Origin of the sequence: Desulfovibrio sp. JC010, assembly GCF_010470675.1 — a bacterium.
Classification (GTDB): domain Bacteria; phylum Desulfobacterota; class Desulfovibrionia; order Desulfovibrionales; family Desulfovibrionaceae; genus Maridesulfovibrio.
In genome coordinates this window covers 32,354-45,225 of record NZ_VOIQ01000003.1, presented here as the reverse complement: position 1 = coordinate 45,225, position 12,872 = coordinate 32,354, and the positions used below count along the sequence as shown (strand labels likewise).

General features: G+C 51.7%; 13 protein-coding genes. 9 read left to right on the top strand and 4 right to left on the bottom strand.

What is annotated here, in order from left to right; all coding sequences use genetic code 11:
• Positions 1 to 3 precede the first annotated feature (3 nt).
• Genes dsrJ through dsrP form a run of 3 tightly spaced genes read left to right on the top strand, consistent with a single transcriptional unit; the run spans position 4 to position 2,346 of the window.
• Complete coding sequence (gene dsrJ / locus FMR86_RS04145; RefSeq protein ID WP_163295391.1) at positions 4 to 381, top strand: sulfate reduction electron transfer complex DsrMKJOP subunit DsrJ; 378 nt, start codon at positions 4 to 6, stop codon at positions 379 to 381.
• Positions 381 to 1,160, top strand: a complete 780-nt coding sequence (dsrO, locus tag FMR86_RS04140) for a sulfate reduction electron transfer complex DsrMKJOP subunit DsrO (RefSeq protein ID WP_163349824.1) — start codon at positions 381 to 383, stop codon at positions 1,158 to 1,160. The genes dsrJ and dsrO overlap by 1 nt, the downstream gene beginning before the upstream one ends.
• 13 nt (positions 1,161 to 1,173) lie before the next feature.
• Positions 1,174 to 2,346, top strand: a complete 1,173-nt coding sequence (dsrP, locus tag FMR86_RS04135) for a sulfate reduction electron transfer complex DsrMKJOP subunit DsrP (RefSeq protein ID WP_163349823.1) — start codon at positions 1,174 to 1,176, stop codon at positions 2,344 to 2,346.
• A 281-nt stretch (positions 2,347 to 2,627) separates the two neighbouring features.
• Here dsrP and FMR86_RS04130 read toward each other — a convergent pair whose 3' ends face one another.
• Positions 2,628 to 3,119 carry a hypothetical protein gene (locus FMR86_RS04130; protein ID WP_163349822.1) on the bottom strand — a complete coding sequence of 164 codons (492 nt, stop codon included), beginning with the start codon at positions 3,117 to 3,119 and terminating at the stop codon, positions 2,628 to 2,630.
• 289 nt (positions 3,120 to 3,408) lie between these two features.
• Between FMR86_RS04130 and FMR86_RS04125 the strand changes: the two genes are divergently transcribed.
• The 5 genes from FMR86_RS04125 to FMR86_RS04105 all read left to right on the top strand — a co-directional run bounded on the left by FMR86_RS04125 (position 3,409) and on the right by FMR86_RS04105 (position 8,731).
• Positions 3,409 to 3,849: a universal stress protein gene (locus FMR86_RS04125; protein ID WP_163349821.1), complete on the top strand. Its 441-nt coding sequence runs from the start codon at positions 3,409 to 3,411 to the stop codon at positions 3,847 to 3,849.
• Between the two features lie 306 nt (positions 3,850 to 4,155).
• Complete coding sequence (hisC, locus tag FMR86_RS04120) at positions 4,156 to 5,250, top strand: histidinol-phosphate transaminase (RefSeq protein WP_163349820.1); 1,095 nt, start codon at positions 4,156 to 4,158, stop codon at positions 5,248 to 5,250.
• Positions 5,250 to 5,921 (top strand): (d)CMP kinase, encoded by a 672-nt coding sequence (gene cmk / locus FMR86_RS04115; RefSeq protein ID WP_163349819.1) that lies wholly within the window; start codon positions 5,250 to 5,252, stop codon positions 5,919 to 5,921. Before hisC ends, cmk begins: the two co-directional genes overlap by 1 nt.
• 230 nt (positions 5,922 to 6,151) lie before the next feature.
• Positions 6,152 to 7,597, top strand: a complete 1,446-nt coding sequence (locus FMR86_RS04110) for an HAD-IIB family hydrolase (protein ID WP_163349818.1) — start codon at positions 6,152 to 6,154, stop codon at positions 7,595 to 7,597.
• A 99-nt stretch (positions 7,598 to 7,696) separates the two neighbouring features.
• Complete coding sequence (locus FMR86_RS04105) at positions 7,697 to 8,731, top strand: alpha/beta hydrolase (RefSeq protein WP_163349817.1); 1,035 nt, start codon at positions 7,697 to 7,699, stop codon at positions 8,729 to 8,731.
• A 252-nt stretch (positions 8,732 to 8,983) separates the two neighbouring features.
• Here FMR86_RS04105 and rnhA read toward each other — a convergent pair whose 3' ends face one another.
• The 3 genes from rnhA to FMR86_RS04090 form a co-directional block, all read right to left on the bottom strand.
• On the bottom strand, positions 8,984 to 9,448 hold the full coding sequence (gene rnhA, locus FMR86_RS04100) for a ribonuclease HI (protein ID WP_163349816.1): 465 nt from the start codon (positions 9,446 to 9,448) through the stop codon (positions 8,984 to 8,986).
• 9 nt (positions 9,449 to 9,457) lie between these two features.
• Positions 9,458 to 10,027: a TPM domain-containing protein gene (locus FMR86_RS04095; RefSeq protein ID WP_163349815.1), complete on the bottom strand. Its 570-nt coding sequence runs from the start codon at positions 10,025 to 10,027 to the stop codon at positions 9,458 to 9,460.
• A 101-nt stretch (positions 10,028 to 10,128) separates the two neighbouring features.
• Positions 10,129 to 11,496, bottom strand: a complete 1,368-nt coding sequence (locus tag FMR86_RS04090; protein WP_163349814.1) for a phosphomannomutase/phosphoglucomutase — start codon at positions 11,494 to 11,496, stop codon at positions 10,129 to 10,131.
• A gap of 294 nt (positions 11,497 to 11,790) precedes the next feature.
• On the opposite strand from FMR86_RS04090, the gene hflK reads away from it, so the two are divergent.
• The gene (gene hflK / locus FMR86_RS04085; protein WP_239057134.1) at positions 11,791 to 12,870 is read left to right on the top strand and encodes an FtsH protease activity modulator HflK; all 1,080 of its coding nucleotides are present in this window, start codon (positions 11,791 to 11,793) and stop codon (positions 12,868 to 12,870) included.
• The last annotated feature ends 2 nt before the right edge of the window (positions 12,871 to 12,872 follow it).

Sequence of the window (12,872 nt, the reverse complement as noted above, 5' to 3'; positions counted from 1 at the left end):
ATCATGCACTACGGTGGAAAAATCATAACCGGACTGGTTATCTTCCTCGGCCTGGTGTCCATGCCTTTCTGGTTCAACATCGGCGGAAGCTATGAAGAACCCAAGGTAGAACTGCCCAAGAATGCTAAAGTATGTGTTGCTCCCACCCAGAACATGCGTGAGAACCACATGAAGCTTCTTGACGAGTGGAGAGATATGGCTCTTCGCGAAGGCAAAAGGACCTACATCAGTGCCAAAGGCGATAAATACACCATCAGCCTTCAGAACACCTGTATGCAGTGCCACACCAGCAAGGAACAGTTCTGCGACAAGTGCCACGTTGATGCGAGTGTAACTCCCTACTGCTGGGATTGCCACGTACCTCCCAAGGAGGCGAAATAATGAAACAGAGTAGAAGAAACTTCCTTAAGTTTGCAGGACTCTCCGCTGCAGGACTCTGCATTGCGCCCACTGCTGTCATGGCATCCGGCGCACCGGGTCACGGAGCGGATTACAAAGTCAATGCCAACCACCTGCACGCCAAGCGCTGGGCAATGGTTATCGACACCCGCAAACTGAATACCGAAGAAGCAATTGAAGCTCTGGCTGAAACCTGCCACCACATCCACAACGTTCCTACCATCGATTCCGATCAGGACATCAAATGGTTGTGGTCCGGCACTTACGGTGAAGTTTTTCCCGAACAGGAAAACAACTTCCCCTCCGAAGCTCAGGAAAAACACAGGTTTCCCCTGCTCTGCAACCATTGCGAGCATCCTTCCTGTGTGCGCGTCTGCCCCACAAAGGCGACTTTCGTACGCCCCGACGGCATTGTAGCAATGGATTACCATCGCTGCATCGGTTGCCGCTACTGCATGGCAGCATGTCCTTACGGTTCCAGAAGCTTCAACTTCATGGACCCCAGACCCCATCTGGACATGGACAACATCAACAAGAAGTTCCCCACCCGCATGCGCGGTGTTGTGGAAAAATGTAACTTCTGCGTTGAGCGTCTCGCTGTGGGTGAAATGCCCGCATGTGCTGAAAAATCCGGTGGCGCGATCATCTTCGGCGATCTGCAGGACCCCGACTCCAATGTGAGAAAGGCCCTGCGTGAGAACTTCACCATCCGTAGAAAACCTGCCGCAGGCACTGAGCCCGGCGTTTACTACATCATCTAGGGGGAAGCCTGATATGCTCGAAAAAGCTTTTAAAGGCGGACCGAAATACTGGGCCTGGATTGGTTTCCTGCTGCTCATTATCGGTGCCGGTTTCTGCACATATCTGACCCAGCTTCAGGAAGGGATGACCATCACCGGTCTCAACCGTGATGTTTCCTGGGGTTTTTACATCGCCCAGTTCACTTACCTTGTCGGTCTCGCCGCATCCGGTGTTATGATCGTACTGCCTTACTACTTCCATCATTACAAGAAGTTCAAAGGCATGGTAATCATGGGTGAATTCATGGCTATCGCAGCTGTTGTCATGTGTCTCGGTTTCATCATCGTCGACATCGGACAGCCCCAGCGTATGCTTAACATCATCTTCCATCCGACTCCGAACTCTGTTCTGTTCTGGGATATGATCGTCCTGAACGGTTATCTGATCCTGAACGTAGTTATCGGCTGGACATGTCTTGAGTGTGACCGTCAGCGTGTGTCTCACCCCAAATGGGTTAAGCCTCTGGTTTACACCTCCATCATCTGGGCGTTCTCCATTCACACCGTTACCGCGTTCCTGTACGCAGGCCTTCCCGGCCGCCACTACTGGCTCACCGCCATTCTGGCAGCCCGCTTTCTGGCTTCTGCGTTCTGTTCCGGACCTGCTATCCTGCTGCTCGTGGTTTTCCTCGTGCGCAAAATTACCAAGTACGAACCCGGCAAAGGCGCAATCGGTACGCTCACAACTATTATCACTTACGCAATGTGCGTGAACGTTTTCTTCTTCATGCTGGAAATCTTCACCGCATTCTATTCCAATATGCCCGGACATATCCACTCCATCGCATACCTCTTCGCCGGTAGCCACGGCCACCACGAACTGGTACCCTGGATGTGGACCGCAGCAATCTTTGCTTTCATCAGCCTTGCATTGCTCATTCCGCCCAAACTGCGTTACAACCAGAAGCTGCTGCCCTGGTCCCTCGCTATCCTCGTTATCGCAACCTGGATTGATAAGGGCCTCGGTCTGCTGATCGGTGGTTTCACACCGAACCCCTTCAACGAAATCACTGTTTACTGGCCCACCGGTAAAGAGCTCATGATTTCCATGATGGTTTACGCACTCGGCGCACTTACTCTGACATTCCTTTACAAGATTGCCACAGACGTTAAGCGCGAAATCGGCCAGCTGACTACTGAAGACTAGTCACTGACGAATTACCGACCTGAAAGCCCCCTGCTTCTTATGAGGCAGGGGGCTTCTTTCATGGGCATCGTAAAACTTAACTTCTGAAAAATGGTAAACACTATAAATCTGGATTAACTGATATAAAGTTAAGGGCAGTTAACGACAAATATGGTCGTCAGCTATCGATTCAAAAGCTATTGCCAGCGAATTTGACCCCACATAAAAAGCCGCGCATCCATATCGGATGCGCGGCTTTCTCGCGTAAGAATAATCTTACGCGGGGAGATACGTATGAGCGACTAAACGTAGTCTCCCCGGTTAAATTTGATCTGTTCGGTCACGGCCACGGTTTCCAATTCCGATACGATGGAACCGAGTTCCGGGTTCTCGCTTTCTACGCCGGGCCAATCCTTCTTCAGGGCTTCAACTCCACCTTGAATGCCTTCAAGAGTCGAATAAGCCTGCTTCAGCCCGCCCTCATCAGAGGAGCCGAGCTGCTGGGCGTAACTTTCGAGCTTTCCGAAAAGGTCTTCCACCTTACCTACAAACTCACTTTCGCTGACCTGCGAGGTCTGCTGAACCTGAGCGGCCTGCTGCACCTGCAGCAAGGGATTCATGGCCTGAAGACCCGGCACCGGCGGTGCTGAAGCTGCGCCATTCTGCTGCGCCGCTCCCTGCTGAACTTCCTGATTCAGGAATTCGCCGAACGCTGCCCCGTCAACCTTCTTTGCCTTGTTTTCCTGCTGCTGTTGCAGCTTTAAGGCTTCAATCTGTTCAGGACTTATCTTCATATTTTACTCCTCAGCCTTTGGTTTCATCCCAGACTATGCAATGACCTTGCCAAAGTCTAGACTTTCAGCCAATAGGTTGATTTAACTAACTTTATAATTATTTAGTGCCCGGAAAAAAATACCACTTTCACTGGGGCACAACCCCTTGTGAGACTTTTTTTCCTCCTGCAGGATAAATTATAAGAAAAAGCTTGTCCATGCCGCACTTATTCGGGTAATATTTGAAGTAAGAATTTTTGAAATGCACTTTTTCTCCATGCACAACCATTTGAAATACGGAGGTATGAATATGCCTGAAATCAAGAAGATACTCTGTGCAGTGGATTTTTCGGACCACAGCCCTGTTGTAGCAGAATACGCAAGTACCCTTGCAAAGACATTGGGAGCTGAAATCATCTGCCTCTACGTGGCTCCCTCGCTGGACCAGTATGTGGGCTTTCATGTTCCGCCCAGCTCCATTGAGAACTTTGTAGGCGAAATCGTAACCGGCGCGGACAGCACCATGGAAACTTTCATCGCTGAAAACTTCAAGGATGTAACCGCAAACGGAAAGGTTGTAACCGGATATGCAGCCGAGGAAATCCTCGCCATTGCAGAAACCGAAAACGCGGACATGATCGTCATGGGCACCCATGGCCGTGCGGGCATCGACCGCATCCTGTTCGGTTCCGTTGCTGAGAAGGTGGTCAAGTCGGCCACCAGCCCGGTATTAACTGTCAGACCCTCCTAGGAATAACCTCATAACTGACCTGAGGGCTATCACCCCAGCCTGAAGGTCGAGCCTCACTAACCTCAGGAGCCCCCCTGTACGCCATAAGCAGGGGGGCTGACTTTTGACAAACCATCCATTCCAAACTAATAAACCCCGTACTCCTGCTCAATATCCCTCCCTTTCCATAGAACAGAGCGAAGCCCGACAGGGATTCCAAAGGGGATTATTCCCTTTGGTCCTGCTGAAGGCACCCGCCGGGAGGCCTGCCGGAGGCATCTTTCATAAAAAAGCGCGTAGCGCATCAATATTAATAAGGATTCAAGCATGTCCGCCATAAAAGTCCGTTCAGATATGATGGATTCCAAACCCTACGCACCGGGTTTGACCATCGAGGAAATCAAAGAGAAATACGGTCTCGATACCGTCATCAAGCTCGCCAGCAATGAAAATCCGCTGGGCGCATCCCCCATGGCCCAGAAAGCCATTACCCGCCACGCACCCTCGGTTTTCCGCTACCCGCATAACGGCAACCCGCGCCTCAACGCAGCCATTGCCAAGCGCAGCGGCGTATCCGAAGAACAGATCATCAGCGGTAACGGTTCCGATGAAATCCTCGACCTGCTGGTGCGCATCAAGGCCAATCCCGGACAGGACGAAGTAATCACCTATGAATCCTGCTTCAGCATGTACCGGCTCATGTCCCACCTCTGCGCCATTAATTTCCGTCAGGTTCCCCGCGCTGAGGGACACAAACAGCCCCTGAAGGCCCTCGCTGCTGCGGTAACTGAAAAAACAGCCATCGTCTTCATCACCTCCCCGGACAACCCTACCGGGCTGGCGGTGACCGTGGATGAAGTGCGCGAAATGGCCGCAGCAATCCCGGAACAGACCCTGCTGGTCATCGACGAAGCATATATCGAGTTTGCCCGCCCCGCTGAAAAATACGACATGCGCGGACTGCTTACCGAATTTCCCAACATGGTGCTGACCCGCACCTTTTCCAAAGCCTACGGTCTGGCCGGGCTGCGCATCGGTTACGGCATCATGAGCCCGGAACTGGCCGGATACATCAAAAGTGCCCGCGCGCCCTTTACCGTGAACCTGCTGGCCGAAGAAGCGGCCATTGCCGTGCTTGAAGACGAAGCCTTTTTCAACACCACCATGGATGTGGTTCTGCGCGGCCGTGAACTCTTCACCGAAGAAATCCGCCAAATGGGCTGCGAAGTACTTGATTCCCAAGCCAACTTCATTATGTTCAAGCCCACCCGTGATGCAATGAAGGTTTTCCAAGAACTTCTTGAACGTGGCATCATCGTCCGTCCGCTGAAGAGCTTCGGCCTTGGCGAATATATCCGGGTCAACATGGGAACAGATCAGGAAAACAAAACTTTTCTTAAAACACTGAAGGAGGTCCTTTAATGGACACGCCTTTCATCATAACTCTGGACGGCCCTGCAGGCGTGGGTAAATCCACCCTTGCCAAACGTCTGGCCGACCGTTTTGAAATCGCCTATCTCGATACCGGAGCCATGTTTCGCGGCACCGCTTGGAAGCTCGGCGAAGGTTCATGGGACTGGGATGAAGCCAAACTTGCGCAGGCCCTGCAAGGGCTGGAATTCACCCTTTCCGGCAGCGGCTCTGATTCCGTGCTCAGCCTGAACGGTACCCCGCTGACCGATGAAATCCGCACCGAGACGGTGGGTATGTGGGCCTCCAATGTGGCTAAAATTCCGGCTGTACGCGAATACCAGAAAATCGCCCAGCGCAGCATCGGAGAAACAACCTCACTCATCGCTGAAGGCCGCGACATGGGTACGGTCATTTTCCCGCAGGCACCCTGCAAGTTCTTCCTCGATGCCGATCTTGAGGAACGCGCCCGCCGCCGTTTCGAACAGCTCAAGGAAATGGGCAAGCCCGCAGATTACGCCGAGCTGGTCGAACAGATTAGCAAACGTGACGATCAGGACCGCAACCGCAAGGTCGCACCGCTCAAGCCTGCTGAAGATTCCATCATTGTGGACACCACCAAACTCGACATTGACGGGGTTTTCGACAAGCTCGTTTTCGAAACCGAAAAAAAAGTTAACTAGAAACGAAAACGCAAACACGAATATTTCAGGCCGCTTGGAAGATTTTCCAAGCGGCCTGCCTGTTTTGGCAACCCAAATGTCGCTTGACTTTACAGTCGCAATAATTACGAATGAAGAAGCCTTCGGCGACCCTGCCGGGGGCCAAAGAACCCTTTTGAAAAAGGGTTCTCTGGACTCTCCTAAAACTTTTATTAGGCTTCGCCAATATATATGGCTAAACGGAGCTATTTATGAACATATCTTCAATTCTGAAAAAAATATTTCCTGAACCGCTTGGTCCGGTCTCTGAGAATCTTACTGATGAACTGGCCGCATCTTTCTTCCCTGCTGATTCAACCAGACTGGCCCACATGCGCCAGGCCTGCAAAACTGCCCGCAGACTGGTCGAGCAGATGGATTACGATGCCGAGACAGCAGAAAAGATCGTAACTGCCGCTCTCTTCCATGATGTGGGTTACTCTGAAAAGCTGAAAAAAACCGGATTTCATCCCCTTGACGGCGCAGCCTACCTTGCCCATTGCAACGCGCCGGAAGATGTCATCCGTGCGGTGCTCTGGCACTCCAGCACTCCGGTGGAAATCGAAAGTCTGCCGGAAATCAAAAAGATCTACGACAACTTTCCCGGTCCCGACTATGAAAGTCCCATCCATAAAGCTGTGGCCTATTGCGATTTCAGAACCTCGCCCCTTGGTGAATCATATTCCTTCGGGCAGCGCATTGTTGAACTTGAAGGAAGATTCGGTATGGATTCATTACCTCCATCCATTGCGCGCAAAACCCTGCCTTACACCCGCCGGAACCAGCAGGATTACGCCAGAACCATAGCCTGCGCACAGGACAAAAACCTCCCCTGGATTTTCTGCGACATCGACAACACCCTCATCACCCCCGGTAAAACAATTGACCGCAGAACCCTGAACGCCATCAACCGCTACACCACAGCAGGCGGACACTTTTCCCTCATCACCGGAAAACACATGATCAGCCTGCCGCATCTGGTCAGCAGTGTGGGCAGTTTCACCCCCCATGCCGGGGTCAACGGTTCAGTGATTGTGCGCAACGGCAAGCTGGAAGTATTCGGAGAAGGGGTGACCCCGTTCAAGGCAATTGAAGATGCGCTTATCGATGCCGGGGTTCACTATGCCACCTACGTAAGTGACGGAATCTGGACCCGGACAGAACTTACTGAAGGCGAAATTGACGATTTCATCAAAGTAGGTGAAGTTCTGCCCCAAAAAGGGGAAACACCCGAAGAAAAAGGTGCCATCAAAATCCTGACCTTTTCCCGCCGGGATCAGACCGAGCAATGCGACCTGGTACGCAGTCTCGCCGAAAAACACGGCATGAGCTGTGTGCGCACCGGAGAGCATTTCCTTGAAATCGGCCCTGCCGGACACGGAAAGCATTCCGCCATGATGCAGATCATGGAAGAAGCCGGCTGGTCGGACCTCAACTCCATTGCCATCGGCGACAGCGAAAACGACCTGACCATGTTCGGCCATGTGGGCTTAAGCGCAGTGGTTGCCAATGCCGCCCCCGAAGCTCTGCCCGCAGCGGACCTGTGCATTCCCGCCTGTGAGGAATACGGGGTGGCCCGCCTTCTGGACGCTCTTGTGGATTCCGCACAGGACGGCTGCTGGTCCATCCCCCATAACTGGCTGGCTGTCCAAGAATAAACACTCTTTTTTGTCCGGTTGCGGCTTTCCGACATTGTGCTATAAGGATTAGAGCTAAAATCTGATTCCCACAGGCACTTTTAAGGAGGTCGCTCCGGCATGAAAAAACTTTCCATTATCAAAACAGCGGCAATTGCCCTGACTCTTGTCTCTCTGCTGCTGACCACCGGCTGCTCCAAAAGCAGCACCGACACCATCAATAAATGGGGCGACGACCTGACCAAGGCCCTGACCACTGAAAATCCTTTTCAGGAAATAGTTCTTTTTTACGGCACCGACCGCCAACCCAGCGGGTCCACAGTTCCGGGCAAAGCCTATGGTAATGAAGGCGGCAAACTGAGCTGGGGAGCCTGCAACGTAGCTGTTCCCTTCAGCAAGGATCTCAAAGAACTTAAAAAGTCCGGCTTCACCATGACCACATACGGCATGCGACCTGTCAGTGACTACACCATCAAAGATGTACAGCCGCTTCCCCGGCGTTCTTTTAATACCACCCTGCCCAAAAGACTGGCAAACAGCCCGGACAAATCCGCACTGGTATTTGTACACGGCTTTGACATTTCCTTTGAAGAAGCGGCACTCAGTACAGCCCGCATGAGCTACGAGCTGCAATATCAGGGCGCACCGCTCTTCTTCAGCTGGCCCGCCCAGTCCGACTACCTGCAGGACGAGCAGAATGCAGAACACGCAATCCCGCAACTGACTGAATTCATCAAAGAAGTCGCGGAAGAGCTGGATGCGGAAAATATCTATCTGATCGGAAACAGCATGGGCTGCCTGCCGCTCTGCAAAGCAATGGCTGAGCTTCAGCTCGCCCCGGAAGATATGGCCCGCATCAAGGAACTGATCCTCATCGCCCCGGACATCAACCGCAACAAATTTGCCGAGACCATACTGCCCAAGCTGGACAACACCAGTGCCCACATCACCGTCTACACCTCCTCCAACGACGACCAGCTGACCACCGCCCATAAACAACGCGGCGGAGTAAGGCTCGGAGACGTGGTCGACAACAAGGACCTGCCGGGCATCGACTTTGTAGATGCCACCAAGATTAACACCAGCATGAACGGAAAAGGTAAATTTGTTAAAAAGACCTCAATCTACAACGACATTGCGAGTGTGATTAAGTAAGCCTCCGGCGGCCCTGCCGGGAGCCTCAAACCCTTTTGCAAAAGGGTTTAAGAATCCCAAAACCTTTTCTTAGGCTTCGCCAATTATCTTTCGAAATCATACTGAAAACCAAGAGCGCAATATCAGTTAAGATATTGCGCTCTCTTTAGTCTAGACGCCTTTAAAGGCTACATGCGAAGCTTATTAAAAAGTTTTTTTGGAGAGTCCAGAGAACCTTTTTTTCCCAAAAAAAGGTTCTTTGGCCGCCGGAGGCTAAGCTCCCTCGTCTTCAATCAAATCACCGGACGATGCGGCATTGCGGGCCAGATCGTCGCAGCGTTCGTTTTCCGGGTCCCCGGAATGGCCTTTGACCCAGCGGAAAGTCACGTCGTGCTTCTTCAGCAACGGGATGAACTGCACCCAGAGATCCTTATTTTTGACCGGCTTCTTGGCGGCAGTCTTCCAACCGTTTTTCTGCCAGTTATCAATCCACTTCTTGGTGAAGGCATTCTTCACGTACTGCGAATCGGTGAACAGTGTAATCTCGCAGGGTTCCTTGAGTTCGGTGAGGGCTGCGATAACCGCGCGCATTTCCATGCGGTTGTTGGTGGTTTTTTTATAACCCTGTGAAAGTTCCTTGCGGTGTTCGTTGAACAGGAGAACGGCCCCGTAGCCGCCCTTACCGGGGTTACCGAGACAGGAACCGTCGGTGTAGATAGTAAGTTTCTTTTTAGACATTAACTTTAATTATTCCTTGTGAACTGATGATTCCGGATCAGGTGTGCTGTCATTCTCATTTGTATGCACCTCAGGAACAGGCTGGTCGGACTCGACATTGACCAGTCGTTCCCAGATCATGGACAAACAGGTCATGAGCGAACCGGGCCATTCATCATCAGCAAAATGATTTGCAAAATGTTTGGTTTCCAACTCGGAGATGAATTCATTACCCAAAGCATGGCGTACAAGACCGGGAAAATGCATCCCCACTTCCTGCGTAGGCGGGGAAATAACGATCAGAAGTTCCTTGGGATCAACCTCCTGCTCCGTGACCGGATCAAGAATAATCTGAATGCGAACTGTAACCCCGAACTCATTACGCATGCTCCTGACGAATCCCTGAATGTAATCACGCTCGGATCGGTCCAGAACCTTGGTCTGGTCCCAGATAGCATTACGGGCCTGAATCTTCTCCATGGTGGACTGGTTGTTCATCCAGAAGGCGTAAATCACCAGCCCGAGAATTATTACCATCCCGATCATCCGCAAAAATCTTTCCGTGCCGGTCTTACCGTGGGGCTTAATAAACAATGCCATGAATGTAACCTTGTGCTGCTTGAGTAATTTAAATCAGGTGAAAAGGCTTACCTGTAAGTACTTATGGTATCAAGTATTTGCTTTCGTGTAAAAAAGGAGAATTAAGCTCCAAGCTCTTCAGCCAGCCTGTCGAGCAGCACTTCCACTTCAGACTGTATCGCGGAAAGCTGTTCCTGCGATGAGGCTTCAAAACGCATGGTCAGCGCAGCCTGAGTATTGGAAGCCCGCACCAGAGCCCAGCCGCCGTCCAAAACAACACGAACCCCGTCAATATCGATGACCTCATACTTCTTTGCAAGCTCTTCTGCCACACGCTCAACCAGTTCGAACTTGATCTCCTCCGGGTACTCAACACGAAGCTCAGGGGTGAAATAGGTCTGGTCCCATTCATCCCACATTTTTGAAACCGGAACATCCGTATCGGAAAGAATCTCCAGCAGCCGCAAAGCGGAATAAAGTCCGTCATCAAAGCCGTAGAAACGGTCAGCAAAAAAGATATGTCCGCTCATCTCGCCGCCGAGCCCGGCCCCGGTCTCGACCATTTTGGCCTTCATAATGGAATGCCCGGTTACAGCCATGAGCGGATTACCGCCATGTCTGGCAACATCATCAAAAAACAGATGGCTGCATTTAACGTCGGCCACAACGGTCTCGCCGGGCTTGCGGGCCAGAACTTCACGGGCATAGACGGCCAGCAACCTGTCTCCGGGAACAAGATTTCCTTTCTCGTCCACCGCTCCGATGCGGTCCGCGTCACCGTCAAGCCCGATGCCTACCTCCGCGCCATGTTCAACAACCGCCTTGAAAAGATCGCCCATATATTCTGCAACCACCGGGTCCGGGTGATGGTTAGGAAAATCACCGTCCGGTTCGCAGTATTGGGGAATAACCTCAGCCCCGGCCCGGCGCAGCAGCTCAAGGGCAATATGCCCTCCGGCACCGTTGCCTCCGTCCAGCACAACCTTGACCGGACGCTTGAGCTTGATGCCGGAAAGGAGGTCTTCAAGATAAAACGGGACAATATCGTGATGGGAAACCACGCCGCTGCCTTCACTGAACTCACCGGATTCCATTATGTTGTAGATGGCCTGAATATCATCGGTGTGGATGGTGGTCTCCCCGCCCCAGACCTTGAAGCCATTAAACTCCGGTGGGTTGTGACTGGCGGTGATCATCACCCCGGATTTGTAGTTAAGCTTTTTGGCCGCAAAATAAAAAACAGGAGAAGGCACCATGTTCAGGCAAAGCACGTCCACGCCGGCCCCGTTAAGTCCCCGGGCCATGGCCTGTTGATAGGCGGGAGAACTGTGACGGCAGTCATGCCCCACCACGGCCCGGTCCCAGCCTTGAGAACGGAACCATGTGCCGCAGGCCCGTCCAAGCCGCTCTACCCATTCTTCATCAAAATCCTGATCCACAATCCCACGAATATCGTAAGCCCTGAAGATCTCTTTTCTGATTTCCTTCATCTGATTCTCCTGCAAAGAGTATTTTGATATAACCAGCAGATAAATGGTAATTAAGTATGTGTCAAAACTTAGCACTAAAAGCAGGTAATTTGAAACATGTCGCTTTTAGGGTTTTATCTTTAGGAGAAATTGATATATTCTGTGCATATTTATTAATGCGTCACAGGTATTCGAATAACTGCCCTCTGCTTTCTGTATCTGAACGGCCCTGCGGAAGTTATTATTTCATTAACATTCCGGCCCGCATATCCGATTTTCCTTGATATGTCGGTCCATCTCACCTATCAAATTTACATGAACTGGGACTGGGACAAATTATCCGAACAACGGCAGAGGAATAAAGGCGGTGGGGGCGGAGGAGCTCCGAAACCGCCTAATGTGGACGATATCAACTCCACGATCAGAAAACTCCGCGGAACCGGCGTGCCGGGCGGAAAATTCATCATCATCGGCATCATCCTGCTCTGGTTTCTTTCCGGGGTCTACATTGTAGAACCGGATGAAGTCGGTGTAGTAACCAGATTCGGTAAGTATGTGGACACCACTACACCGGGTCCGCATTACCATCTTCCGATTCCCATTGAATCGGTCATGAAACCTAAAGTCACACAGATCAGACGTGTGGAAGTGGGTTTCCGCTCCTATGGCTCCTCGCGCTCCTTCACGCAAGGACAGTCGCGCAACGTGCCTGAGGAATCCCTTATGCTGACCGGTGACGAGAACATCGTTGATGTTCAGTTCATCGTGCAATACCAGATCAAGGATCCGGTGAACTATCTTTTCGAAGTCAGCAACCAGCCTAAAACCATTCAGGACGCTGCCGAAGCGGCCATGCGCGAAATCATCGGTAAAACCAAGATCGAACTGGCGCTGACCACCGGTAAACTCCAGATTCAGACCGAGACCCGCAACCTGTTGCAGGAAATTGTAGACCGCTACAAACTCGGTGTGAATGTGCTGGCTGTACAGCTGCAGAACGTGCATCCGCCGAACGAGGTTGTGGACGCCTTTAAAGACGTTGCATCCGCCCGTGAGGACAAGAGCCGTTACATCAACGAAGCGGAAGCCTACCGCAACGACATCCTGCCCAAGGCAAGAGGTCAGGCCGCGGTTATCCTGAACAAGGCTGAAGCCTACAAGGAAACCAAAATCCGCGAAGCTGAAGGTCAGGCCAAACGCTTCATGGCTGTTTACAAGGAATACCAGAAGGCCAAGGATATCACCGTTAAACGTCTGTATCTGGAAACAATGCAGAACATTCTGTCCAATCCTGAAGTCAAAAAGGTCATCCTTTCTGACGATGCGGCCAAGAAAGCACTTCCTTTCCTCTCTCTGGACGGAAAGGGACTTCCCATCCAAACCGGCAAAAAATAGGG